Consider the following 23,577-nt stretch of genomic DNA (forward strand, 5'->3'; position numbering starts at 1 on the left):
CGGCCTATTTCGTGCCGAACATGCGGTCGCCGGCGTCGCCCAGGCCGGGGACGATATAGCCGTGATCGTCCAGCCGCTCGTCCAGCGCCGCGGTAAAGATCGGCACGTCGGGATGGGCGCCGCGCATCCGCTCCACCCCCTCGGGCGCGGCCAGAAGGCATAGGAATCGCAGGTTTTTCGCCCCGCGCTCCTTGAGCATGTCGATGGCCGCGACCGAGCTGTTTCCGGTGGCCAGCATCGGGTCGACGACGATGGTCATGCGCGCGTCGAGTTCCTTCGGGACCTTGCAGTAATATTCGACCGGGCGCAGCGTCTCGGGGTCGCGGTAGAGGCCGACGAAGCCGACGCGGGCGCCCGGGATCAGCTCGAGGATGCCGTCCAGAAGCCCGTTCCCGGCCCGCAGGATCGAGATCAGCGCCAGCTTCTTGCCCTCGAGCGTGGGCGCCCGCATCTCGCAGAGCGGCGTCTCGATGGTGATCTCGGTCAGTTCCAGTTCGCGCGTGACCTCATAGGCCAGCAGCAGGCTGATCTCGCGCAGCAGGCGACGGAAGCCGGCGGTCGAGACGTCCTTCTGGCGCATGATGGTCAGCTTGTGCTGGACCAGGGGGTGATCCACGATGGTCAGATGCTGGCTCATGTCAGTTCCTTTCGCAGGCGTGTCTTGGTGGTCTCGTCACAAAAGGCCGCGTCCACGGCCCAGAGGTTCATCTGGCGGAATTCGGCCTCGGCCCAGCCGAAAGCATCGGCAAGCCGCTGATATTCATGGGACAAGCTGGTGTGGAAGAACGGCGGATCGTCGGTCGAGACGGTGACGCGCACGCCCGCATCGGCCAGCCGGGCGATGGGATGCGCCGACCAGGACGGCACCAGGCCAAGCGCGACATTCGAGCCGGGGCAGATCTCCAGCGTCACGCCGCCTTCGGCCAGGTCGCGGACCAGAGCCGCGTCCTCGACGGCGCGGATGCCGTGGCCGATGCGGCTGACGCCAAGGCTCAGCGCATCGCGCACCGACTGCGGGCCGCGCCATTCGCCGGCATGCGCGGTCAGGCCCAGCCCGGCCTCGCGCGCGCAGTCGAAGGACCAGGCGAAATCCGGCAGTTCGCCCGCATCCTCGGCGCCGCCGATGCCGAAACCGGTGACCCAGCCGCCCGAAGTCTCGGCCGCGCAAAGCGCGGTCTTGCGCGCACGCTCGGGGCCGAAATGCCGGATCGCGGTCAGGATGGCGCGGCTGGAGATGCCGCCCTGTTCGGCGCTTTCCGCGACCTCCTGCATCGCCGCCAGATAGTCGCGCCAGGCCGAAAGCTCGGCCCCGCCGCAGAACGCGGGCGAGACGAAAAGCTCGACATGGATCGCGCCCTGCTCGGCGCATTCCGCCAGCACCTCGGCGAGCAGCCGGGCATAGTCGCGCGGGCTGGTCAGGACCGAGGTCGCGGCCTCATAGACGCGCAGGAACTCCCTGAAATCGCGATAGGCATAGGCGCCGCGCTCGTCAAAGATGCCGCCGATGTCCTGGTGCTTTTCCGCAGCCAGCGCGCGGATGAAGGCCGGCGGCGCGGCGCCCTCCAGATGCAGATGCAGTTCGATCTTCTTCAGCGACCTCACAGGAACGACCTCCCCGGCCCGACCGACCCCAGGCCCAGATGCGCGGCGACCGAGGCGCCGATGTCGGTGAAACCCACCTGCCCCACGGCGCGCGGGCCGTAGCCCCAGCCCAGCACCGGCACGCGCTCGCGCGTGTGGTCGGTGCCGCGCCAGGTCGGGTCGTTGCCATGGTCGGCGGTGAAGATCGCCAGATCCCCCGGTTGCAGCCGCGCGATCAGGGCGCCGGCCACGCCGTCGAACCATTCCAGCGCCCGGGCATAGCCCTCGACATCGCGGCGATGGCCGTAATTCGTGTCGAATTCGACGAAATTGGCGAAGGTCAGGCTGCCCGGCTCGGCCTCCTCGCCCAGACGCAGAAGCTGGCCGGCCAGGTCGGCGTCGGATTTGCCCTTGTGCAGATGCGCGATGCCGCGATGCGAGAAGATGTCGCCGATCTTGCCCACGGCATGGGTGACGCGGCCCGCCTCATGCGCCGCGTCCAGGATGGTCCGGCCGGGGGGCGCGATGGCGAAGTCGCGGCGGTTGGGGGTGCGGGCAAAGCTGCCCTCGGCGCCCAGGAAAGGCCGGGCGATGACCCGGCCGACACGCATCGGATGCGCCATCTCGGCCACGTCCTGGCAGAGCCGCAGCAGCCGGTCGAGGCCGAAGGCCTGTTCATGCGCGGCGATCTGGATCACGCTGTCGACCGAGGTATAGCAGATCGGCCAGCCGGTCCGCAGATGCTCGGCCCCGAGCCGGGCGATGATCTCGGTCCCCGAGGCATGTTCGTCGCCAAGGATGCCCTCGGTGCCCGCAGCCTGGGCGAGGCGGGCGCTGAGTTCCGGCGGAAAGGCCGGGCGGGTATCGGGGAAATAATGCCAGTCCCAGGGCACCGGCACGCCGGCGATCTCCCAATGGCCCGAGGGCGTGTCCTTGCCGCGCGACACCTCGGTCGCCGCCCCCCAGAGCCCCTGCGGCTCGGCCCCGAGCCCCGGCGCCTCGAGCCCCGAGGCCAGCCGGATCGCCGCCCCCAGCCCCAGCGCGTCCAGATGCGGCATGGCAAGGCCCCGCGCCTGGGCGATATGGCCGATGGTATTGGCGCCGGTATCGGGCAGTTTCTCGTTGAAATACTGCGCGGCATCGGGGGCGCCGCCGATGCCGGCGGAATCCATCACGATCAGAAAGGCGCGCCGCTGGTCTTGCCGGCTCATGGGACCTCGCATCGGATCAGGGGGCCGGGGTCGGGTCCGTCGCCCAGCAGATAGGCCGATTGCACCGTGGCGATGGCGGCCTCGGCCGCGGCCTCGGTCGCAGCGTGCACCAGCGCCAGCGGGCGGTCGGGACCGGCCTCCTGCCCGATCCGCAAGAGCTGCGCAAGCCCCACGCGCGGGTCGATGCGGTCGCGCGCATGCAGCCGCCCGCCGCCCAGGGCGACGACGACATGCCCCAGCGCCTCGGTGTCGATGGCGGCGACGCGGCCACGGCCGGGCACCGGGCGGATGACCGGCGCCGGCGGCAGGTGGCGGTCGGGGGCTTCCAGCAGATCCACCGGCCCGCCCTGCGCCGCGACCATGCGGGCGAAACGCTCGGCCGCCGCGCCGCTGTCCAGGGCCGCCGCGGCACCCGCGCGCCCCGCCAGGCCCAGGCAGGCCTCGGAGAGCGCCAGCGACAGGTCGCGCAAGGGGCCCGGGGCGCCCTTCAGCACGGCGATGGCTTCGCGCAGCTCCAGCGCGTTGCCGGCGGCGGGGGCCAGCGGCTGGTCCATGTCGGTGACATAGGCCCGGACCGCGCAACCCGCGCCGCGCGCCACTTCGACCAGCGCGCGCGCCAGCCCCAAGGCCGCCTCGGGGCTGTGCAGGAAGGCGCCCGAGCCCTGCTTGACGTCCAGCACCAGCCCGTCGAGCCCCGCCGCCAGCTTCTTGGACAGGATCGAGGCCACGATCAGATCGACCGAGCCCACCGTCGCGCTTTCGTCGCGGATCGCGTAAAGCCGCGCGTCGGCCGGCGCCAGGTCGGGCCCCGCCGCGACGATGGCGCAGCCCACCTGCCCGACCACGGCGCGGAAATCGGCTTCATCTAGGGCACAGCGAAAGCCGGGGATCGCCTCCAGCTTGTCCAGCGTGCCGCCGGTATGGCCCAGGCCCCGCCCCGAGATCATCGGCACATAGCCGCCGCAGGCCGCGACCAGCGGCGCCAGCACCAGGCTGACCGTGTCGCCGATGCCGCCGGTCGAATGCTTGTCCAGCACCGGCCCCGGCAGATCCCAGCGCAGGACGTGGCCGGAATCGCGCATGGCGCGGGTGAGCGCCACCCGGCCCGCGCCGTCGAGCCCACGCAGCAACACCGCCATGGCGAATGCCGCCGCCTGCGCGTCGCTGACCGATCCGTCGGCCAGACCCTGCGCCATCAGCGTGGCGCCGGCCGGGTCCAGCCCCTGGCCGTCGCGGACCCGGGCAATCACCGGACGCGGATCGGCTGGCGTCATTCGTTGCCCGACATATGCGAGATGTCGAAGCGGCCGGGCAGCAATTCGCCGATGGTGGTGGCCAGCGTCCGGCCCGCGGTGGTCGCCAGCAGCACCGGCGTGTCGGCGCGGCCGAACTCGGCCAGTTTCTGCCGACAGCCGCCGCAAGGCGGCACCGGGCTGGGACTGTCGGCGATGACGGCGACCTCGACCAGCTCGGTTTCGCCGCTGGCGACCATCAGCGCGATGGCGCCGGCCTCGGCGCAGGTGCCCTCGGGATAGGCCACGTTTTCCACGTTGCAGCCGTGATAGACCGTGCCCGAGGCGCCCCGCACCGCCGCGCCCACCTTGAAATGCGAATAGGGCGCATAGGCGCGTTCTCGCACCGCCCGCGCCGCGTCCAGAAGCGTCATCTGCCCCGCCTTTCGCCCAGTCCTCATTGCCTGCCGACACATTGCGCCCGCCCCCGGCACGATGCAAGTCCGCCGCGAAACACGGACCCCCTGTTCGGGGACGAAAAAATAGTTTAACGCTGAACCATCTTGAGAGGAGGGTCTGGCCATGGAAGAACGCCGGCAGGACAACGCCAGACAGGCGGCACTGGATTATCACGAATTTCCGCGTCCCGGTAAGCTGGAGGTGCGGGCGACCAAGCCGCTGGCCAACGGCCGCGACCTGAGCCGCGCCTATTCCCCCGGCGTGGCCGAGGCCTGCCTGGAGATCAAGGCCGATCCCGCCACCGCCGCCCGCTATACCGCGCGCGGCAATCTCGTCGCCGTGGTCTCGAACGGCACGGCCGTGCTGGGGCTTGGGAATATCGGCGCGCTGGCCTCGAAGCCGGTGATGGAGGGCAAGGCGGTCCTGTTCAAGAAATTCGCCAATATCGACTGTTTCGACATCGAGCTGGACCAGCCCGACCCGGAAAAGCTGGCCGAGATCGTCTGCGCGCTGGAGCCGAGCTTCGGCGCCATCAACCTCGAGGACATCAAGGCCCCCGACTGCTTCATCGTCGAGAAGATCTGCCGCGAGCGGATGAACATCCCGGTCTTCCACGACGACCAGCACGGCACCGCCATCGTTGTCGGCGCCGCCGCCACCAACGCGCTGCACATCGCCGGCAAGCGGTTCCAGGACATCAAGGTGGTCTCGACCGGCGGCGGCGCGGCCGGCATCGCCTGCCTGAACATGCTGCTGAAACTGGGCGTGAAGCGGGAAAACGTCTGGCTCTGCGACATCGCCGGCCTGGTCTACGAAGGCCGGACCGAGCAGATGACGCCGCAAAAGGCCGATTACGCCCAAGTCTCGGACCTGCGCACCCTGGACGAGGTCATCGGCGGCGCCGACCTGTTCCTGGGCCTGTCGGGCCCCGGGGTGCTGACGCCCGAGATGGTGTCGAAGATGGCGCCGCGCCCCATCGTCTTCGCCCTGGCCAACCCGACGCCCGAGATCCTGCCCGAGGCGGTGCGCGCCGTGGCCCCGGACGCGATCATCGCCACCGGCCGTTCGGATTATCCGAACCAGGTCAACAATGTGCTGTGCTTCCCCTTCATCTTCCGCGGCGCGCTGGACGTGGGCGCGACCACGATCAATGACGAGATGCAGCTGGCCTGCATCGAGGGCATCGCCGCGCTGGCCCGCGCCACCACCTCGGCCGAGGCCGCCATGGCCTATCGCGGCGAGACGCTGACCTTCGGCGCCGAATACCTGATCCCGAAGCCCTTCGACCCGCGGCTGATCGGCGTCGTCTCGACCGCCGTCGCCAAGGCCGCGATGGAGACCGGCGTCGCCACCCGGCCGCTCGAGGACATCGCCGCCTACAAGCGCAAGCTGGACGGCTCGGTCTTCCGCTCGGCCATGATCATGCGCCCGGTCTTCGAGGCCGCCGCGACCGCCAACCGCCGCATCGTCTTCGCCGAGGGCGAGGATGAGCGCGTGCTGCGCGCCGCCAACGCCATGCTCGAGGAAACCACCGACGCGCCGATCCTGATCGGCCGCCCCGAGGTGATCGAGATGCGCGCCGAGCGCGCCGGCCTGCCGATCCGCCCCGGCCGCGATTTCGAGATCGTGAACCCCGAAAACGACCCGCGCTATCGCGACTACTGGGGCACCTATCACGAGCTGATGGCCCGCCAGGGCGTTACCCCCGACATCGCCCGGGCGATCATGCGCACCAATACCACCGCCATCGGCGCGGTCATGGTGCACCGGGGCGAGGCCGACAGCCTGATCTGCGGCACCTTCGGCCAATACAGCTGGCACCTGAACTACATCACCCAGATCCTGGCCCGCGACGGGCTGCGCCCGCAAGGCGCGCTGTCGCTGATGATCCTGGAAGACGGGCCGCTGTTCATCGCCGACACCCAGGTCCATCACGCACCCAGCCCCGAACAGGTGGCGGATGCCGCCATCGGCGCCGCGCGCCACGTCCGCCGCTTTGGCGTGACGCCCAAGGTAGCGCTGTGCAGCCATTCGCAATTCGGCAATCTCGACACCGACTCGGGCCGCAAGATGCGCGCCGCCCTGCGCATCCTGGAAGAGCGCGGCGTCGATTTCATCTTCGACGGCGAAATGCATGTGGACTCGGCCCTGGACCCGACCATCCGCGAACGCCTGCTGCCGAATTCGCGCATCGAGGGCGCAGCCAACGTGCTGGTCTTCTCGGGTACCGACTCGGCCTCGGGGGTGCGCAACGCGCTGAAACTCAAGGCGAACGGGCTCGAAGTCGGGCCGATCCTGATGGGGATGGGCAACCGCGCCCATATCGTGACGCCCTCGATCACCACGCGGGGCCTGTTGAACATGAGCGCCATCGCCGGCACCCCGGTCGGCCATTACCGCTGATTCGGGCCTGACCCGACCCACCGCGCGGCGATTTTGCAAAACGCCGCGCGGTTTTCCATCCCATGCAAAGCCCGCCTGCATTTGCAAACTTCTGTCCGAATGTGAGACAGGATCTGCAAAATTCTGCATCCCCGCGGCCGAGTTTGGCCGTTAACAGCCTTGCCGCCCCGCCCTGCCCGCGCCTAGATCTCGGCTGTCTGTGAGGAGGAAGAGTGATGGGGTATCGCGAGATCTATGCCGCGTGGCAGGCCGATCCCGAAGGGTTCTGGATGCAGGGCGCCGAGGCGATCGACTGGCAGCAGAAGCCCTCGAAGGCGCTCGATGACCGCAACGCGCCGATCTACGAATGGTTCTCGGACGGCATGGTCAACACCTGCTGGAACGCAGTCGACCGCCATGTGCTGGCCGGGCGCGGCGACCAGATCGCCATCATGCATGAAAGCCCGATCACCCATTCCACCAAGGGCATCACCTACAAGCAGTTGCAGGATCGCGTCGCCTCGCTGGCCGGCGCGCTGCGGATGCGCGGCGTCGAAAAGGGCGACCGTGTCATCATCTACATGCCGATGATCCCCGAGGCGCTGGAGGCGATGCTGGCCTGCGCCCGGCTCGGCGCCATCCACTCGGTCGTCTTCGGCGGCTTCGCGGCGAACGAGCTGGCGGTGCGCATCGACGATTGCCAGCCCAAGGCGATCATCGCCGCCTCCTGCGGGCTCGAGCCGAACCGGGTGGTGCATTACAAGCCGTTGCTCGACGCCGCCATCGACATGGCCGAGCACAAGCCCGAGTTCTGCGTGATCTTCCAGCGCGAGCAAGAGGTCGCCAAGCTGGTCGAGGGCCGCGACTTCAGCTGGCACGGCTTCCAATATGGCGTGAAACCCGCCGATTGCGTGCCGGTCGAGGGCAACCACCCAGCCTATATCCTCTACACCTCGGGCACCACCGGCCAGCCCAAGGGCGTGGTGCGCCATACCGCCGGCCATCTGGTGGCGCTGCAATGGTCGATGAGCAATATCTACAACATCGGCCCCGGCGACCGCTTCTGGGCCGCCTCGGACGTCGGCTGGGTCGTCGGGCATTCCTATATCTGCTACGGTCCGCTGATCGCCGGCGCGACCACCGTGGTCTTCGAGGGCAAGCCGGTCGGTACGCCGCATCCGGGCGTCTTCTGGCGCATCATCCAGAACCACCGCATCAAGAGCTTCTTCACCGCGCCCACCGCCCTGCGCGCCATCCGTCGCGAGGATCCGAACGGCGAATGGATCCGCCGCTACAAGCTGCACGACCTGCAGGCGCTGTTCCTGGCCGGCGAGCGCGCCGACCCCGACACGGTGAAATGGGCGCAGGAACACCTGGGCGTGCCGGTGGTCGACCACTGGTGGCAGACCGAGACCGGCTGGGCCATCGCCGCCAATCCCATCGGCATCGAGACCCTGCCCACCAAGCCCGGCAGCCCCTCGGTGCCGATGCCGGGCTATGACGTGCAGGTGCTGGACGAGAGCGGCAATCCGGTCCCCGCCGGCACGCTCGGCGCCATCGCGATCAAGCTGCCGCTGCCGCCCGGCACGCTGCCGACGCTGTGGAATGCGGAAGACCGCTTCCGCAAGAGCTATCTTGAGCATTTCCCCGGCTATTACGAGACCGGCGACGCCGGCTATGTCGACGAGGACGGCTATCTCTACATCATGGCCCGCACCGACGACGTCATCAACGTCGCCGGCCATCGCCTGTCCACCGGCGCCATGGAGGAAGTGCTGGCCAGCCATCCCGACGTCGCCGAATGCGCGGTGATCGGCGTGGCCGACAGCCTCAAGGGCCAGTCGCCGGTCGGCTTCCTGTGCCTGAAGGCCGGCGTCAGCACGCCGCATGCGCAGGTGGTCAAGGAGGTGGTGAAGCTGGTGCGCGATCGCATCGGCCCCGTCGCGGCCTTCAAATCGGCCTGCGTGGTCGAGCGGCTGCCCAAGACCCGCTCGGGCAAGATCCTGCGCGCCACCATGGCCAAGATCGCCGACGGCCAGCCCTTCAAGGCCCCCGCCACCATCGACGACCCGGCTATCCTGGACGAGATCCGCGAAGCGCTCGCGGGCCTGGGCTATCCCGAAGCCGCGAACGCCGGCTGAGACGCCGCAGGGGTATTTGAAAAACGGAAAAGACGCGGCGCGGACTTGTTCCTGTCGCCGCGCCCTGTTTTCTCTTTTGTGGGAAAATATCTTCGGGGGTCCGGGGGCAGACAGCCCCCGGCGCTAACTTAGCCGATCGCGGCGCCCAGCCTCTGCATCAGCGGCAGGAAATCCGGGAAGGACGTGGCGATCGGGCTGCCGTCATCGACGCTGATCGGCTGGTCCGAGGCGAGCCCCGCCACCAGGAAGGACATGGCGATGCGGTGGTCAAGATGCGTCACCACGCTGGCGCCGCCACCCGCGAGCCCGCCGCTGCCTTCGACCGTCATGCTGTCCTCGGTGGATGTCACGCGGGCGCCATTGGCGATCAGCCCGGCCTCCATCGCCGCGATGCGGTCGCTTTCCTTGACGCGCAGCTCATGCACGCCCCGCATCACGGTCGGGCCCTCGGCAAAGCAGGCCACGACCGACAGGATCGGGAATTCGTCGATCATGCTGGCGGCGCGCTCGGGCGGCACGGTCACGCCCTTCAGCGCGGAATGGCGCACCAGCAGGTCGGCGACCGGCTCGCCGCCTTCCTCGCGCGCGTTCTCGAAGCGGATGTCGGCGCCCATTTCCAGCAGCGTGACATAGAGCCCGTCGCGGGTCGGGTTGCGGCTGACGCCCGGCACCCGGATCTCGGAGCCCGGCACGATCAACGCCGCCGCCACCGGGAAAGCCGCGCTGGAGGGGTCGCGCGGCACGGCGACGGGCTGCGGCTTCAGCTCGGGCCGGCCGGTCAGGGTGATGACCCGGCCTTCCTCGGTCACCTCGGTGGTGATGCTGGCGCCGAAACCGGCCAGCATGCGCTCGGTGTGATCGCGGGTCGGCTCGGATTCGATGACCACGGTCTGGCCCGGCGCGTTCAGACCCGCCAGCAGCACCGCCGACTTGATCTGCGCCGAGGCGACCGGGGTCTTGTAGCGCACCGGCACCGGCTCGGCCGCGCCCTTGATGGTGACCGGCAGCCGCTTGCCCTCGCGCGCCGTCACTTCGCAGCCGAACAGCTCCAGCGGGTCGGTGACGCGGCCCATCGGCCGGCGCGACAGGCTGGCGTCACCGGTGAAGGTGGCGGTGACCGGCGTCGTCGCCATGGCGCCCATGATCAGCCGCACGCCGGTGCCCGAGTTGCCGCAGTCGATCACGGCCTCGGGCTCGGCAAAGCCGCCGACGCCGACGCCGTGGACCTTCCATTCGCCCTCGCCCAGTCGCTCGACCCGGGCGCCGAAGGCCTGCATCGCCGATGCCGTGTCCAGCACGTCCTGGCCTTCCAGCAGGCCGGTGATATGCGTCTCGCCGACCGCAAGCGCGCCCAGGATCAGGGCGCGGTGGCTGATCGACTTGTCGCCGGGCACCTGGGCCTCGCCCTTCAGCGGGCCCGAGCGGCGCGCGGTCATCGGAAGCGGTTCGGCGGAATGTGACATCGGGGCCCCCTGGTGCTTGTCGCGCAAGGTGATAGCGGTCACGGGCGCAAGGCGCAATCAGCCCGCCCGAAATTCATCCTTGCCGGCGGAAGGTCACGTAATGCGGCACGCGCCCCTCGCGCAGCGCCTTCTGCTCGTAGCGGGTCGAGAGCCAGTCGTCCCAGGGCTCCGGCCCCTCATGCAGCAGCTCGAAGCCGGCGCCGGGCACTTCTTCCAGCGTCTGGCGCACATAGTCGGGAATGTCGGTCGCGACGCGGAACTCTGCGCCGGGACGCATGACGCGCGCCAGCGGGATCAGATGCTCGGGCGTGACGAAACGCCGGCGGTGGTGGCGCGCCTTGGGCCAGGGGTCGGGATAGTTCAGGAAAGCGCGCGCGATCGAGGCATCGGGCAGCACGTCCATCAGGTCGCGGGCATCGCCCGGATGCACGCTGACATTCGTCACCCCGGCGTTGCGGATCTTGCCCAGCAGCATGGCGACGCCGTTGATGAAGGGCTCGCAGCCGATGATGCCGATCTGCGGATAGCGGGCGGCCATATGCACCATGTGCTCGCCGCCGCCAAAGCCGACCTCCAGCCAGACCGGACGGTCATCGCCAAAGATCCTGGCCGGCGCCACCGGCTTGCGCTCTGGGTTTTCGGCATGGGTGATGCCGCGCGGGCGCAATTCGCCCAGATCCTCGGACAGATAGCCCTTCTGCGACTGGCGCAGGGTCTTGCCGTGGCGGCGGCCATAGAAATTGCGGCGCGGAGGGTTCGGGTCGAATTCGCTCATGCCGCGCCCATGCCCCGGGCGCGGCGCGAGGTCAAGTCATTCCCCGATCATTCCGCGGCCAGGCGCGAGATCACCACCGTCACCTCGGGCTTCTTGCCGATCTCTTCCATCGAGACCTGGCGGGTGATCCTGCGAATCCCCTCCTCCAGCCGGTCGTCGTCCATCACCGTGCGGTCGTCGGCACGCTCCAGGAAAGCGGCCAGTTCCGATTCGATGTTGCGGGCCAGCGGCACGCCGGCGCGTCCGGTCTCGGGCAGGCCCGAAAGCTCGACCCAGGCGTCGGGCAGCGGGCTGTCGTCCTCGTCGATGATGATCGAGACCATGGCATGGCCGTTCAGCGCCATGCGGATGCGGTCGCGGACCACGCCGTCCATGGCGCCGATCAGCCTGGTGCCGTCCAGATAGACCCGGCCGGTGTCGATCTGGTCCACGATCCGCGGCGTGTCGCCGGTCAGGTCCAGCATGGTGCCGTTGGTGGCGATGGCCGCTGGTATGCCGCGGGCCTGCGCCAGCTTCACATGCTCGCGCAGGTGCATGTGCTCGCCATGCATCGGGATCACCATCTGCGGCTTCAAGAGTTCATGCACCGCCTCGATGTCCGGCCGGTTGGCGTGACCCGAGACGTGATAGACCCCGTCGTCGGCATCGAACAGGTCGACGCCCATCTCGGACAGCTGGTTCTGGATGCGGATCACCCCGCGCTCATTGCCGGGGATGGTGCGCGAGCTGAACAGGAAGCTGTCACCCTCGCGCAGCTGGATGCCCAGGTAGCGGCCGCGCGACAGCTGGGCGCTGGCGGCGCGGCGCTCGCCCTGGCTGCCGGTGACGATCAGCATCACCTTGTCGCGCGGCAGTTCCGAGGCGTCCTCGGGGCTGACGGTGGCGGGGAAACTGGTCAGGATGCCGGTCTCGATGCCGACGGTGACCATGCGGCGCATGGCACGGCCCAGAAGGCAGATCTTGCGGCCCGAGGCGGTGCCGGCCTCGGCCAGCGTCTTGAGCCGGGCGATGTTGCTGGCAAAGGTCGTCGCCACCACCATCTGCTTTTGCGAGGTCACGAAATCCAGCAGCGGATTGGCCAGGATCGCCTCGGACCGGCCGGGATGCGGCACGAAGATATTGGTCGAATCGCAGGCCAGCGCCTTGACGCCGTTGCCTTCGCCCGCGATCTCGTGCCACAGGATCGGGTCGAAGGCCTCGCCCACCACCGGGGTGCCGTCCAGCTTGAAGTCGCCGGTATGCACGATGCGGCCGGCCGGCGTGTCGATGATCAGCGCCGAGCTTTCCGGGATGGAATGGCTGACCGGCACGAATTGCACCTGGAACGGACCGGCCGTCACCACCTCGGGGCGGGGCGCATGGATATGCAGCTGATCGACCGGCTGGCCGGCCTCCTCCAGCTTCAGCCGGGCCAGCGCGCCGGTGAAGCGGCGGCAATGCACCGGCTTCTGGATGCGGCCCCACAGCAGGCCAAGCGCGCCGACGTGATCCTCGTGCCCATGGGTGATGAAGATCGCCTCGATGCGGTCGCGGTTGGCTTCCAGCCAGCCGACATCGGCCATGATCAGGTCGATGCCCGGCGCCGTGTCCATGTCGCCGAAGGTCACGCCCAGGTCGACGACGATCAGCCGCTCGCGCCCCGGCCGGCCGTAGCCGTAGACATAGGCGTTCATGCCGATTTCGCCCGCGCCGCCCAGCGGCAGATAGATCAGGCGCTCAGACATTGCCCATCTCCTTGTTGTAATCATGGATCAGACGCAGACCATGCATGGTCAGATCGTCCTCGATCGCGTCGAAAAGATCAAAGCCCTGATCGAACAGCGGCGCAAGCCCGCCGGTGGCAATCACCTGCATCGGCCGGCCGCGCTCGTCGCGGATCTTGTCCACCACGCCCTGCACGAGGCCGATATAGCCCCAGAAAATCCCCGACTGGATGCAGGCCACGGTATTGGTGCCGATCACCCGGGCCGGCATGGTCACATCGACATGCGGCAGGCTGGCCGCGCCCATGTGCAGCGCCTCGAGCGACAGGTTCACCCCCGGCGCGATGACGCCGCCGACATAGGCGCCGTCGGTGTCGACCACGTCGAAGGTGGTGGCGGTGCCGAAATCGACCACGATCAGGTCCGGCCCATGCCGGTCAAAGGCGCCCACGGTGTTCACCAGCCGGTCGGGGCCGACCACGGTGCCGAAATCGACGCGCGGCGCAACCGGCAGCAGGCAGTCGGGCTTGCCCACCACCAGCGGGCGCGTGTCGAAATAGCGGTTGCAGAGCACGCGCAGGTTGAAGACCACCCGCGGCGCGGTCGAGCTGATGATGCAGTCGGTGATGTTCAGATCCAGCTTCTGCAGCTGGATCAGCGTCGAGAGCCAGACGAAATATTCATCCGCCGTCCGGCGATGGTCGGTCGAGATCCGCCACAGGCCGGCGAATTTCTCGCCGTCCCAGACCGAGAAGACGGTGTTGGTGTTGCCGGTGTCGATGCAGAGCAGCATGGTCCTCAGCCCCCGAAGAACACGTCGGCGGCGGGGATCATCTGCGGGCCGGCGGGCGTGCGCAGGATCAGCGCGCCGCTGTCGTCGATGCCCTCGAAGATGCCGCGCCGCTCGGTCGCGCCGGTGCGGGCCAGGATCGGCTCGCCCAGCCGGGCGGCGCGGGCCAGCCAGGCGTGGCGGATCGGCGCGAAACCATAGGTCTGCATCTGCGCCAGCCAGCGCGCGAAGGCCGGCGCCAGCAGGTCCAGGAAATCCTCGGGTGCGACGGCATGGCCGGTCTCGGCCAGGACCGAAACGGGGGTGACGGCGCCGGGCTCGACCTGGCCGCTGCCGGGCGCGGCCGCCAGGTTGACGCCGATGCCCACCGCGACGGCGCCCATGCCCTGTCCGGAGCCGGCGCTTTCCAGCAGGATGCCGGCGACCTTGCCGCCGTTCAGCAGCACGTCGTTCGGCCATTTGATCGCCATGCGCGCGGCGGGGCCGCAGGCATCGGCCAGCGCGTCGTAAAGCGCCAGCGCCGCGACAAAGGACAGCTGCGCCGCCGCGACGCCGCCCGGGCTGCGCAGGACCAGCGTGCCGGCGAAGTTCCCCGCCGGCATCGCCCAGTCGCGGCCGCGGCGGCCGCGTCCGGCGAATTGCTCACGCGCCATGATCCAGGCCGGAGCGGACAGGCTGGGCGCCAGCCTCAGCGCCTCGGCGTTGGTGCTGTCGGTGCGGGCCAGCACATGCCGGCCCACGCCTTCGGGCCAGGCCTCACTCAACGGGTTCGGGCTCGGCGGCCGGGGCGGCGGCATCGGCCGGGGCCTCGGAGGCCAGCACCGGCGCGACCAGCGTCTCGGCCGCGCGGCCGGCGGCGGCATCGACGCCCATCATGTTGATCGCGCCCAGCAGCATGGCCAGCGCCGGCAGCATCAGGCCCAGGTATTGCACCGTCCCCATGCGCGAGGTCACGCCCTGCCCCTCGGCCCCGAAATACATGTAGTAGACGATGCGCAGGTAATAGAAGGCGCCGATGACCGAGGCGATCACGCCCGCCACCGCCAGCCAGCCCAGGCCGGCATCGACCGCGGCGGTCAGCACGCCGAACTTGGCGAAGAAGCCCAGCGTCGGCGGCACGCCGGCAAGGCTGAACAGCAGCACCAGCATGGCCAGCGCCTTGACCGGCTCGCTCCAGGCCAGGCGGTTCAGCGAGGCGAGGTCGGTGACCGGCACGCCGTCGCGCTCCATCGACAGGATGAAGGCGAAGGTGCCGACGTTCATCACCGCATAGATGGTCATGTAGATCAGCATCGCCTGCACGCCCAGGCTGGTGCCGGCGGCAAGGCCGACCAGCGCGAAGCCCATATGCGCGATCGAGGAATAGGCCATCAGCCGCTTGATGTCGGTCTGGCCGATCCCGGCGACCGAGCCCAGGAACATCGACATGACCGCCAACGCCGCGACGATCTGGCTCCAGTCGCCGATGACATGGCCGAAGGCGTCGAAGACCAGCCGCGCGATCAGCGCCATGGCCGCGACCTTGGGCGCGGTGGCGAAGAAGGCGGTGACCGGCGTCGGCGCGCCCTCATAGACGTCGGGCGTCCACATGTGGAAGGGCACGGCCGAGACCTTGAAGGACAGGCCGACCAGCATGAACACCAGGCCGAAGAGCACGCCCAGCGACAGGTGGCCGCCCTCGATCACGGTGACGATGCCCGCGAAGCTGGTGGTGCCGGCAAAGCCGTAGACCAGCGAGGCGCCATAGAGCAGCAGCCCCGAGGACAGCGAGCCCAGCACGAAATACTTCAGCCCCGCCTCGGACGAGCGCACCGAGCCGCGCCGCATCGCGGCCACGACGTAAAGCGCCAGCGATTGCAGCTCGAGCCCCATATAGAGCGTCAAGAGGTCGCCGGCCGAGACCATGAACATCATGCCGATGACCGCCAGCGCCACGATGATCGGGAACTCGAAGCGCAGCATGTTGCGCCGCGCCATGTAATCGGCGCTCATCGCCAGCACGGCTGCGGCGGCGACCAGCATCACCACCTTGGCAAAGCGCGAGAAGCCGTCATCGATGAACATGCCGTAGAAGGCGGTCTGGTCGGCCCGGTTGCCCAGGCCCAGCATGGCGGCGACGACCAGGAAGGCCGCGACCGTGGTCCAGAGCAGCGTCCGGGCCAGCCCGTCCTTGCCGAGGTAGGCGCCGGCCATCAGCGCGGCAAGAGCATAAGCGGCCAGCACCACCTCGGGCAGAATGGTCGAGAAGTCGAGCGAGGTCATGTCTGTCCCCTAGTGGCTGGTCGTCGCCGCGGCGGTTTCGACCACCGGCTGGCTTTGGTGATAATGGGTAAGCAGGCCTTCCACCGCCGGTCCGGTCACATCGGTGACGAGCCGCGGATAGACGCCCAGGATCAGCGTCATGGCGATCAGCGGCACGAAGATCCAGCGCTCGCGCGGGGTCATGTCGGTGATCGACTTCAGGCTCTCCTTGATCATCTGGCCCAGCGTGACGCGGCGATAGAGCCACAGCGCATAGGCCGCCGACAGGATCACGCCCGAGGTCGCGACCAGCGCCACCCAGGTGTTTTCGCGGAACACCCCCATTAGCGTCAGGAACTCACCCACGAAGCCCGAGGTGCCGGGCAGGCCGACATTGGCCATGGTGAAGAACATGAACACCATGGCGTATTTCGGCATCCGGTTCACCAGGCCGCCATAGGCGTCGATCTCGCGCGTATGCATGCGGTCGTAGATCACGCCGACGCACAGGAACAGCGCGCCCGAGATGAAGCCGTGCGACAGCATCTGGAAGATCGCGCCGTCGACGCCGATCTGGTTCGCCGCGAAGATGCCCATGGTGACATAGCCCATATGCGCGACCGAGGAATAGGCGATGACCTTCTTCATGTCCGACTGCGCCAGCGCCACCAGCGAGGTATAGACGATGGCAATGGCCGAGAGCCAGAAGACATAAGGCTGGGCCACGTCGCTGGCGACCGGGAACATCGGCAGGCTGAAGCGCAGGAAGCCATAGCCGCCCATCTTCAAGAGCACCGCCGCCAGCAGGACCGAACCGGCGGTCGGCGCCTGGACGTGCGCGTCGGGCAGCCAGGTATGGACCGGCCACATCGGCATCTTGACCGCGAAGCTGGCGAAGAACGCGACGAACAGCAGCATCTGCGTGCCGCCGACCACCGTGACGCCCAGCAGGCGATAGGTCTCGGACGGGAAGTCGAAAGTCAGCAGCGTCGGGATGTCGGTGGTGCCCGCCATGCGATACATGGCGATCATCGCGACCAGCATCAGCACCGAGCCGAGGAAGGTGTAGAGGAAGAACTTGAAGCTGGCATAGATACGGTCCTTGCCGCCCCAGATGCCGATGATCAGGAACATCGGGATCAGCCCGGCCTCGAAGAACAGGTAGAACAGCACCAGGTCCAGCGCGGTGAAGACGCCGATCATCAGCCCTTCCAGAACCAGGAAGGCGATCATGTATTCCTTGACCTTCACCTCGACATCCCAGGTCGAGAGAATGGTCAGCGGCATCATGAAGGTGGTCAGCAGCACGAACAGCACCGAGATGCCATCCACGCCCATCTTGTAGCGCAGGCCCATGATCCAGGCGTGGTCTTCCACGAACTGGAAGCCGGTGTTGGCCGGGTCGAAGCGGAACAGCACGAAAAGCGAGATCACGAAGGTCGCCGTCGTGGTCAGCAGCGCCAGCCACTTGGCATTGCGCGCCGCCGCCGAATCCTGGCCGCGCAGGAACAGCGCCATGATGATCGCAGCGACGATCGGCAGGAAGGTGATGATGGAAAGTAGGTTCGTCATGTCAGTGCGCGCCCCGCATCATCACCCAGATCAGCAAGCCTACGATGCCGAGGACCATCGCGAAGGCATAGTGGAACAGATAGCCCGACTGCACGCGGACCGCCGCGCGCGTCAGCTTGGGGATCAGCCCCATGGCGACCCCGTTGATCGTGCCGTCGATCACCTCGCCATCGCCCTTCTTCCACAGGAAGCGGCCGATCCACAGCGCGGGACGCACGAAGATGAAATTATAGATCTCGTCGAAATACCACTTGTTGAGCAGGAACCGATACAGCGCCGGCTGCTGCGCCGCCAGACGCTTGGGCAGCGTCGGGTTGACGATATAGAACAGCCAGGCGGTGATCAGCCCCAGCACCATGGCGATGAAGGGCGAGACCTTGACCCAGACCGGGGCGTGGTGCGCCTCGTCCATGATGTGGTTGTCGGGATGCATGTAGACCGCGCCGCCGACCGGCGCGGCGACCGCGGCATGCGCCTCGGCTTCGGGGGCAGGTTCGCCCTCGGCGGCCGTTGCATCAGCGCCGACATGCTCGACCGGGGCCTCGGCCGTGGCATGGCCCTCGGCGGCTTCGCCCTCGGCCTCATGCGCGCCGGCGATGTGGAAGAACTCGGTCACCTTGTGGTGGTCGCCGAAGAAGGGACCATACCAGACCATGCCCGAGAAGATCGCGCCGATGGCCAGCACCCCCAGCGGAATGGTCATCACCAGCGGGCTTTCATGCGCATGGTCATGGGCATGATGGTCGCCGCGCGGCCTGCCGTAGAAGGTCAGGAAGATCAGCCGCCAGGAATAGAAGCTGGTGAAGCAGGCGGCGATGACCAGCATGGCGAAGGCATAGCTGCTGCCGGCCCAGGCGCTTTCGATCACCGCGTCCTTGGACAGGTAGCCGGCAAAGCCGATATGGGTCAGCGGGATGCCGACGCCGGTGATGGCGAAGGTGCCGATCATCATCGCCCAGAAGGTCAGCGGGATCTTCTTCCGCAGCCCGCCATAGTTCCGCATGTCCTGTTCGTGATGCATGGCATGGATGACCGAGCCGGCGCCCAGGAACAGCATGGCCTTGAAGAAGGCATGCGTCAGCAGGTGGAACATGGCGACCGAATAGACGCCGACGCCGGCCGCCACGAACATGTAGCCCAGTTGCGAGCAGGTCGAATAGGCGATGACGCGCTTGATGTCGTTCTGCACCAGGCCCACGGTCGCGGCGAAGAAGGCCGTCGTGGCGCCGATGATGACGATGAAGTTCTTGGTGTCCGGCGCGAATTCGTAAAGCGGCGACATGCGGCAGACCAGGAATACCCCGGCGGTCACCATGGTCGCGGCGTGGATCAGGGCCGAGACCGGGGTCGGGCCCTCCATCGCGTCGGGCAGCCAGGTGTGCAGAAAGAGCTGCGCCGACTTGCCCATGGCGCCGACGAACAGCAGGAAGGCCAGCAGGTTCGCGGCATTCCAGTCGCGCCACAGGAAGTGCAGGTTGGTCTGCGCGATCTCGGGCACCTGGCGGAAGATCTCGTCGAACTGGATCGTGCCGGTCAGCCAGTAAAGGCCGAAGATGCCCAGCAGAAAACCGAAGTCGCCGACGCGGTTGACGATGAAGGCCTTCATCGCCGCCGCGTTCGCGCTGGGTTTCTTGTAGTAGAAGCCGATCAGCAGATAGGAGGCGACGCCCACGCCCTCCCAGCCGAAGAACATCTGCAACAGGTTGTCGGCGGTCACCAGCATCAGCATGGCGAAGGTGAAGAACGACAGATAGGCGAAGAAGCGCGCCTTGTAATGCTCGTCATGCGTCCAGTTGTCGTCATGGGCCATGTAGCCCATCGAATACATATGCACGAGCGCCGAGACCGTGTTCACCACGATCAGCATGATCGCGGTCAGCCGGTCCAGCCGGATGCCCCATTCGGCGTGGAAGTCGCCGGCGACGACCCAGTCCAGCACCGGAATGTGCCGTGGCGTGCCGTCGAAGCTGAGGAACAGGTACCAGCTGAGCAGGCAGCACAGGAACAGGATGCCGGTGGTCAGGTATTGCGCGGCCTTCTCGCCGATCAGGCGCCAGCCGAAACCGGCGATCAGCGACCCCAGCAGGGGCGCAAAGAGGACGATCTTTTCCATGCCGCCTTAACCCTTCATCACGTTCACGTCTTCCACCGCGATGGTGCCGCGGTTGCGGAAGAAGACCACCAGGATCGCCAGGCCGATGGCGGCCTCGGCCGCGGCCACGGTCAGCACGAACATGGTGAAGACCTGCCCCGCCAGGTCGCCCAGATGGGTCGAGAAGGCGACGAAATTGATGTTGACCGAAAGCAGGATCAGCTCGATCGACATCAGGATGACGATGACGTTCTTTCGGTTCACGAAGATGCCGAAAATGCCGGTGACGAACAGTATCGCCCCCACGACAAGGTAATGTGTCAATCCGATCATCGTCCTGGTCCCTCCGGGTCGTTCACCCGTTGAATATCCGTTCGCTACTTATGGGCCGCACAGGCAGCGGCCCGCATTGGCTGTGGCGGGGCCTAAAGCCCCTGCCCCGGCTTCACGTCCTTCAGCTCCATCGCCTTGGCCGGGTCGCGCCACATCTGCTCCAGCACGTTCTGGCGCTTGATGTCGCGGCGGTGGCGCATGGTCAGCACGATGGCGCCGATCATCGCGACCAGCAGGATCAGGCCGGCCAGCTGGAACATCAGCGCATAGCGGTCATAGAGCACCATGCCCAGGCCCCGCGTGTTCTGCACGCCCTCGACGATCGGCGCGGCGCGCAGCGACTGCGCATGTTCGGATGGCGTCCAGCCCGAGAAGGCGATGCCGAGCTGCGCCAGCAGCACCAGCCCGATCAGCAGCGCCAGGGGCAGGTAGCGCGCCAGTTCGCCCTTGAGCTCGGCGAAATCCACGTCGAGCATCATGACCACGAACAGGAACAGCACCGCCACGGCGCCGACATAGACCACGACCAGCAGCATGGCGACGAATTCCGCGCCCTGCAGCACGAAAAGCCCGGCGGACGAGAAGAAGGCAAGGATCAGCCACAGCACCGAATGCACCGGGTTGCGGCTGAGCACGACCATGAAGCCCGCGACGCAGGCGCAGATCGCGAACAGGTAGAAAGCGAAGGTCATCATTCCTCGTCCTCCTCGGCATAGACGCTCTGGGCGATCTCGAGCGCCTTCTGCATCGCAGGCAGCCCGCCGAACATGCTCATCTGAAAGATCGTCTCGGCGATCTCGCGTTTCGTGGCGCCGGCCGCCAGCGCCTGGCGGATGGTCATGCGCAGCTGCGGCTCGGCCAGCGCGCCCTGGACGGTGATCGCGCCGATGGTCAGCAGCAGGCGCGTCTTGGCGTCCAGCCCCTCGCGGTTGAAGGTCTTGCCGAACCACATCTCCAGCATGTCCGACGGCATGGTCGGCACCAGCTTTTCCATGGCGCGCATGTCGAAATGTTCCAGCGCCGGATTGAAGGCGCGGGCCATCTCCTGGCCGGAAGCCATCATCTGCGCGAAAAGCTTGGTGAACGCATCGGTCATCGGTAGGGCGCATCCATCTGGAGGTTGCGGGCGATCTCGGCCTCCCAGCGTTCGCCGTTCGCAAGCAGCTTCTGCTTGTCGTAGAACAGCTCCTCGCGGGTCTCGGTGGCGTATTCGAAATTCGGCCCCTCGACGATGGCATCGACCGGGCAGGCCTCCTGGCAGAAGCCGCAATAGATGCATTTCGTCATGTCGATATCGTAGCGCGTGGTGCGGCGGCTGCCGTCCTCGCGCGGTTCGGCGTCGATGGTGATGGCCTGGGCCGGGCAGATCGCCTCGCAGAGCTTGCAGGCGATGCAGCGTTCCTCGCCGTTCGGATAGCGGCGCAGCGCATGCTCGCCGCGGAAGCGCGGCGACAGCGGGCCCTTCTCATGCGGATAGTTCAGCGTCGGCTTGGGCGACACGAAATAGCGCATGCCCAGGCCGAAGCCCTTGATGAAGTCCCACATCAGGAAATATTTGGTCGCCCGCGCGAAATCGAAGGCCATCAGAAACGCTCCCCTTCCCGCGGCGCCGCGAAACGGTCGAACGCGGCGACATAGTCCCGCACCCGGGCGCTGTCATGCGCATGTTCCGCGGTGTCGAGATTGTTGGCGAGGAAATGCGCCAGCTCCACCTTGTCGGTCTCACTGGCTTTGGCAAAGGCCTCGGCTAGCTTGTTGGAATACATGGCTTATCCTCCGACCGCAAAACGGGCCCAGAAACCGCCCAGCACTTCGTAGCGGGCAAGGATGGCGACCAGGACGACCCAGCCCAGCGACAGGGGCAGGAACACCTTCCAGCCGATCCGCATGAGCTGGTCGTAGCGATAGCGGGGCACGATCGCCTTGACCATGGCGAACATGTAGAACCAGAACCACATCTTGATGACCATCCACCACCAGCCGTCGGCGATGAACGGCACCGGCGACAGCCAGCCGCCGAAGAACAAGAGCGACAGCAGCGCGCACATCAGATAGATGGCGATATATTCGCCGGCCATGAACAGCAGATAGGGCGTGGACGAATATTCGACCATGTGGCCGGCGACCAGTTCCGACTCGGCCTCGGCCAGATCGAAGGGCGGGCGGTTGGTCTCGGCCAGCGCCGAGACGAAGAACAGCACCACCATCGGCAGGTGCGGCAGCCAGTACCAGTTCAACAGGCCATAGCTGCCCTTCTGCGCCAGCACGATCTCGGTCAGGTTCATCGAGCCCGAGGAGATGATGATGCCGATGATGATCAGCCCCATCGACACCTCGTAGGAGATCATCTGCGAGGCGGAGCGCAGCGAGGCCAGGAACGGATATTTCGAGTTCGAGGCCCAGCCGCCCATGATCGAGCCGTAGACCTCGAGCGAGGACGCCGCGAAGACGAACAGGATGCCGACGTTGATGTTCGCCATGACCCAGCCCTCGTCGAAGGGGATCACGACAAAGGCGAACAGCGCCAGCATCATCGACAGGAAGGGCGCCAGGAAGAAGATGAACTTGTCGGCGCCGGCCGGGATGACGATTTCCTTGACGATGTATTTCAGCGCATCGGCAAAGGTCTGCAGCAGGCCCCAGGGACCGACGACGTTCGGGCCGCGGCGCATCTGCACCGCCGCCCAGATCTTGCGGTCGCCATAGACCATGAAGATCAGCGAGCCCATGACAAAGGCGATGACCGCCAGACCCTGCAAGAGCAGGCTGAGCGCGAAACCATAGGGCGAGGCCCAGAATTCAGCCATGATCAGTCGTCCCTCTCATCACGCCGCGGGAATGCCGCGCGCCTTGCATTCCTGCAAGGTCTCTTTCGTTGTCATCACCGTCAGGCCCATCGGTTTCTTCTCGGACAAGGTAAAGACCGAGCCGACGATCATCTTGCCATCACGCTTGTCGCTGAGCGTGCGGATGTGGCGGGCATAGGGTGTCCCTTTCGATTCCGCCCAACTGGCCAGCGCGCATGTGGCATAGGCGAAGGCGGTATCGGCGTCCACCCCACCCCGCAGGTTCGCGCTGACTTCGACCAGGCTGTCGGCGCCCTTGCGCGAGTTCGCGAGGCCGGTGATGCGCGCGCCCAGGAAATCCTTGGGCTCGGCTTCGAAGCTTTTCGGCAGGTTCAGCCGCATCGGCTGGGTGCGGGCGGCGAAATCGGCCAGCGCCTTTTCCTGCGCCGTCGGCGCGCGCTTCTTCACCGGACCCAGATTCGGCATGCCCGACAGGTCCAGGTCCAGGTTGGCGTTCAGCGCCATCAGGTCGGCCTCGGTCACGGCAAAGGCGTCGCGGCCCGCGGCGCTGTCCAGCTGCATCTCGCTGATCGAGCCGTCGGGCTCCAGGATCAGGATATCGCCGGATTTGGTCGAGATGCGGCCGCGCGACAGCACCTTCTTGTCGGGCGCACCGGCATCGCTTTGCAGCACGCTGACCGCCAGTTCGGCGGGCTTCGGCTGCGGCCGCGAATCGCGCGCGGTCTCGTCGCCGCAGCCGGCGAGCAGGGCCGAGGCTCCCAGTCCGATCAGAAGGGCAAGACGAGGCCGCATGCT

Annotated in this window: 22 protein-coding genes; 2 read left to right on the plus strand and 20 right to left on the minus strand. The window is 67.3% G+C overall.

Going from position 1 to position 23,577, the window contains the following annotated elements; all coding sequences use genetic code 11:
• Positions 1 to 4: 4 nt before the first annotated feature.
• From upp to ASV56_RS13475, 5 genes are read right to left on the minus strand one after another with little or no spacing between them, the layout of a single operon-like run.
• Complete coding sequence (upp, locus tag ASV56_RS13455; RefSeq protein ID WP_018000838.1) at positions 5 to 637, minus strand: uracil phosphoribosyltransferase; 633 nt, start codon at positions 635 to 637, stop codon at positions 5 to 7.
• Positions 634 to 1,602, minus strand: coding sequence for an adenosine deaminase (locus tag ASV56_RS13460; RefSeq protein ID WP_062562583.1), 969 nt, complete (start codon positions 1,600 to 1,602; stop codon positions 634 to 636). The genes upp and ASV56_RS13460 overlap by 4 nt, the downstream gene beginning before the upstream one ends.
• Positions 1,599 to 2,792 (minus strand): phosphopentomutase, encoded by a 1,194-nt coding sequence (locus ASV56_RS13465; RefSeq protein WP_062562584.1) that lies wholly within the window; start codon positions 2,790 to 2,792, stop codon positions 1,599 to 1,601. The genes ASV56_RS13460 and ASV56_RS13465 overlap by 4 nt, the downstream gene beginning before the upstream one ends.
• Positions 2,789 to 4,066 carry a thymidine phosphorylase gene (locus ASV56_RS13470; protein ID WP_062562585.1) on the minus strand — a complete coding sequence of 426 codons (1,278 nt, stop codon included), beginning with the start codon at positions 4,064 to 4,066 and terminating at the stop codon, positions 2,789 to 2,791. Before ASV56_RS13470 ends, ASV56_RS13465 begins: the two co-directional genes overlap by 4 nt.
• Positions 4,063 to 4,458, minus strand: a complete 396-nt coding sequence (locus ASV56_RS13475; RefSeq protein WP_018000834.1) for a cytidine deaminase — start codon at positions 4,456 to 4,458, stop codon at positions 4,063 to 4,065. Before ASV56_RS13475 ends, ASV56_RS13470 begins: the two co-directional genes overlap by 4 nt.
• 148 nt (positions 4,459 to 4,606) lie before the next feature.
• On the opposite strand from ASV56_RS13475, the gene ASV56_RS13480 reads away from it, so the two are divergent.
• Both ASV56_RS13480 and ASV56_RS13485 read left to right on the plus strand, forming a co-directional pair.
• On the plus strand, positions 4,607 to 6,886 hold the full coding sequence (locus ASV56_RS13480) for an NADP-dependent malic enzyme (protein ID WP_062562586.1): 2,280 nt from the start codon (positions 4,607 to 4,609) through the stop codon (positions 6,884 to 6,886).
• Positions 6,887 to 7,101: 215 nt separating this feature from the next.
• A complete protein-coding gene (locus ASV56_RS13485; RefSeq protein WP_062562587.1) occupies positions 7,102 to 9,006 on the plus strand; it encodes a propionyl-CoA synthetase in 1,905 nt (634 codons plus the stop codon).
• Positions 9,007 to 9,134: 128 nt separating this feature from the next.
• On the opposite strand, the gene aroA is transcribed toward ASV56_RS13485, so the two are convergent.
• The 15 genes from aroA to ASV56_RS13560 all read right to left on the minus strand — a co-directional run bounded on the left by aroA (position 9,135) and on the right by ASV56_RS13560 (position 23,574).
• Positions 9,135 to 10,469 (minus strand): 3-phosphoshikimate 1-carboxyvinyltransferase, encoded by a 1,335-nt coding sequence (gene aroA, locus ASV56_RS13490; RefSeq protein ID WP_062563316.1) that lies wholly within the window; start codon positions 10,467 to 10,469, stop codon positions 9,135 to 9,137.
• 73 nt (positions 10,470 to 10,542) lie between these two features.
• Complete coding sequence (trmB, locus tag ASV56_RS13495; protein WP_062562588.1) at positions 10,543 to 11,244, minus strand: tRNA (guanine(46)-N(7))-methyltransferase TrmB; 702 nt, start codon at positions 11,242 to 11,244, stop codon at positions 10,543 to 10,545.
• Positions 11,245 to 11,291: 47 nt separating this feature from the next.
• Positions 11,292 to 12,968, minus strand: a complete 1,677-nt coding sequence (locus ASV56_RS13500) for a ribonuclease J (protein WP_062562589.1) — start codon at positions 12,966 to 12,968, stop codon at positions 11,292 to 11,294.
• Complete coding sequence (locus ASV56_RS13505) at positions 12,961 to 13,740, minus strand: type III pantothenate kinase (RefSeq protein ID WP_062562590.1); 780 nt, start codon at positions 13,738 to 13,740, stop codon at positions 12,961 to 12,963. The genes ASV56_RS13500 and ASV56_RS13505 overlap by 8 nt, the downstream gene beginning before the upstream one ends.
• A gap of 5 nt (positions 13,741 to 13,745) precedes the next feature.
• On the minus strand, positions 13,746 to 14,501 hold the full coding sequence (locus ASV56_RS13510) for a biotin--[acetyl-CoA-carboxylase] ligase (protein WP_253880031.1): 756 nt from the start codon (positions 14,499 to 14,501) through the stop codon (positions 13,746 to 13,748).
• Complete coding sequence (gene nuoN / locus ASV56_RS13515) at positions 14,494 to 15,999, minus strand: NADH-quinone oxidoreductase subunit NuoN (RefSeq protein ID WP_062562592.1); 1,506 nt, start codon at positions 15,997 to 15,999, stop codon at positions 14,494 to 14,496. The genes ASV56_RS13510 and nuoN overlap by 8 nt, the downstream gene beginning before the upstream one ends.
• Before the next feature lie 9 nt (positions 16,000 to 16,008).
• The gene (locus ASV56_RS13520; protein WP_062562593.1) at positions 16,009 to 17,550 is read right to left on the minus strand and encodes an NADH-quinone oxidoreductase subunit M; all 1,542 of its coding nucleotides are present in this window, start codon (positions 17,548 to 17,550) and stop codon (positions 16,009 to 16,011) included.
• Position 17,551: 1 nt separating this feature from the next.
• Positions 17,552 to 19,663: an NADH-quinone oxidoreductase subunit L gene (nuoL, locus tag ASV56_RS13525; RefSeq protein WP_062562594.1), complete on the minus strand. Its 2,112-nt coding sequence runs from the start codon at positions 19,661 to 19,663 to the stop codon at positions 17,552 to 17,554.
• A gap of 6 nt (positions 19,664 to 19,669) precedes the next feature.
• Positions 19,670 to 19,975 carry an NADH-quinone oxidoreductase subunit NuoK gene (gene nuoK, locus ASV56_RS13530; protein ID WP_018000823.1) on the minus strand — a complete coding sequence of 102 codons (306 nt, stop codon included), beginning with the start codon at positions 19,973 to 19,975 and terminating at the stop codon, positions 19,670 to 19,672.
• Between the two features lie 92 nt (positions 19,976 to 20,067).
• A complete protein-coding gene (locus ASV56_RS13535; RefSeq protein ID WP_062562595.1) occupies positions 20,068 to 20,670 on the minus strand; it encodes an NADH-quinone oxidoreductase subunit J in 603 nt (200 codons plus the stop codon).
• Positions 20,667 to 21,071, minus strand: a complete 405-nt coding sequence (locus ASV56_RS13540) for a carboxymuconolactone decarboxylase family protein (RefSeq protein ID WP_018000821.1) — start codon at positions 21,069 to 21,071, stop codon at positions 20,667 to 20,669. Before ASV56_RS13540 ends, ASV56_RS13535 begins: the two co-directional genes overlap by 4 nt.
• A complete protein-coding gene (gene nuoI / locus ASV56_RS13545) occupies positions 21,068 to 21,559 on the minus strand; it encodes an NADH-quinone oxidoreductase subunit NuoI (protein WP_018000820.1) in 492 nt (163 codons plus the stop codon). The genes ASV56_RS13540 and nuoI overlap by 4 nt, the downstream gene beginning before the upstream one ends.
• Entirely contained in the window at positions 21,559 to 21,741 is a 183-nt protein-coding gene (locus ASV56_RS13550; protein ID WP_062562596.1) for a hypothetical protein, read from the minus strand. The genes nuoI and ASV56_RS13550 overlap by 1 nt, the downstream gene beginning before the upstream one ends.
• Positions 21,742 to 21,744: 3 nt before the next feature.
• The gene (nuoH, locus tag ASV56_RS13555) at positions 21,745 to 22,782 is read right to left on the minus strand and encodes an NADH-quinone oxidoreductase subunit NuoH (RefSeq protein WP_062562597.1); all 1,038 of its coding nucleotides are present in this window, start codon (positions 22,780 to 22,782) and stop codon (positions 21,745 to 21,747) included.
• Between the two features lie 18 nt (positions 22,783 to 22,800).
• The gene (locus ASV56_RS13560; protein ID WP_062563317.1) at positions 22,801 to 23,574 is read right to left on the minus strand and encodes a hypothetical protein; all 774 of its coding nucleotides are present in this window, start codon (positions 23,572 to 23,574) and stop codon (positions 22,801 to 22,803) included.
• Positions 23,575 to 23,577: the final 3 nt, after the last annotated feature.

This window comes from Paracoccus aminovorans (assembly GCF_001546115.1).
In the GTDB taxonomy this organism is placed as follows: domain Bacteria; phylum Pseudomonadota; class Alphaproteobacteria; order Rhodobacterales; family Rhodobacteraceae; genus Paracoccus; species Paracoccus aminovorans_B.

Coding starts and splice junctions, on each gene's coding strand:
- ASV56_RS13485 (WP_062562587.1), top strand. CDS start 7,102: ATGGGGTATCGCGAGATCTATGCCGCGTGGCAGGCCGATCCCGAAGGG.
- aroA (WP_062563316.1), bottom strand. CDS start 10,469: ATGTCACATTCCGCCGAACCGCTTCCGATGACCGCGCGCCGCTCGGGC.
- ASV56_RS13535 (WP_062562595.1), bottom strand. CDS start 20,670: ATGATGACCTTCGCTTTCTACCTGTTCGCGATCTGCGCCTGCGTCGCG.
- nuoH (WP_062562597.1), bottom strand. CDS start 22,782: ATGGCTGAATTCTGGGCCTCGCCCTATGGTTTCGCGCTCAGCCTGCTC.
- nuoL (WP_062562594.1), bottom strand. CDS start 19,663: ATGGAAAAGATCGTCCTCTTTGCGCCCCTGCTGGGGTCGCTGATCGCC.
- ASV56_RS13560 (WP_062563317.1), bottom strand. CDS start 23,574: ATGCGGCCTCGTCTTGCCCTTCTGATCGGACTGGGAGCCTCGGCCCTG.
- ASV56_RS13470 (WP_062562585.1), bottom strand. CDS start 4,066: ATGACGCCAGCCGATCCGCGTCCGGTGATTGCCCGGGTCCGCGACGGC.
- ASV56_RS13505 (WP_062562590.1), bottom strand. CDS start 13,740: ATGCTGCTCTGCATCGACACCGGCAACACCAACACCGTCTTCTCGGTC.
- ASV56_RS13475 (WP_018000834.1), bottom strand. CDS start 4,458: ATGACGCTTCTGGACGCGGCGCGGGCGGTGCGAGAACGCGCCTATGCG.
- ASV56_RS13500 (WP_062562589.1), bottom strand. CDS start 12,968: ATGTCTGAGCGCCTGATCTATCTGCCGCTGGGCGGCGCGGGCGAAATC.
- nuoI (WP_018000820.1), bottom strand. CDS start 21,559: ATGGCCTTCGATTTCGCGCGGGCGACCAAATATTTCCTGATGTGGGAC.
- nuoK (WP_018000823.1), bottom strand. CDS start 19,975: ATGATCGGATTGACACATTACCTTGTCGTGGGGGCGATACTGTTCGTC.
- ASV56_RS13520 (WP_062562593.1), bottom strand. CDS start 17,550: ATGACGAACCTACTTTCCATCATCACCTTCCTGCCGATCGTCGCTGCG.
- trmB (WP_062562588.1), bottom strand. CDS start 11,244: ATGAGCGAATTCGACCCGAACCCTCCGCGCCGCAATTTCTATGGCCGC.
- upp (WP_018000838.1), bottom strand. CDS start 637: ATGAGCCAGCATCTGACCATCGTGGATCACCCCCTGGTCCAGCACAAG.
- ASV56_RS13465 (WP_062562584.1), bottom strand. CDS start 2,792: ATGAGCCGGCAAGACCAGCGGCGCGCCTTTCTGATCGTGATGGATTCC.
- ASV56_RS13540 (WP_018000821.1), bottom strand. CDS start 21,071: ATGACCGATGCGTTCACCAAGCTTTTCGCGCAGATGATGGCTTCCGGC.
- ASV56_RS13550 (WP_062562596.1), bottom strand. CDS start 21,741: ATGTATTCCAACAAGCTAGCCGAGGCCTTTGCCAAAGCCAGTGAGACC.
- nuoN (WP_062562592.1), bottom strand. CDS start 15,999: ATGACCTCGCTCGACTTCTCGACCATTCTGCCCGAGGTGGTGCTGGCC.
- ASV56_RS13480 (WP_062562586.1), top strand. CDS start 4,607: ATGGAAGAACGCCGGCAGGACAACGCCAGACAGGCGGCACTGGATTAT.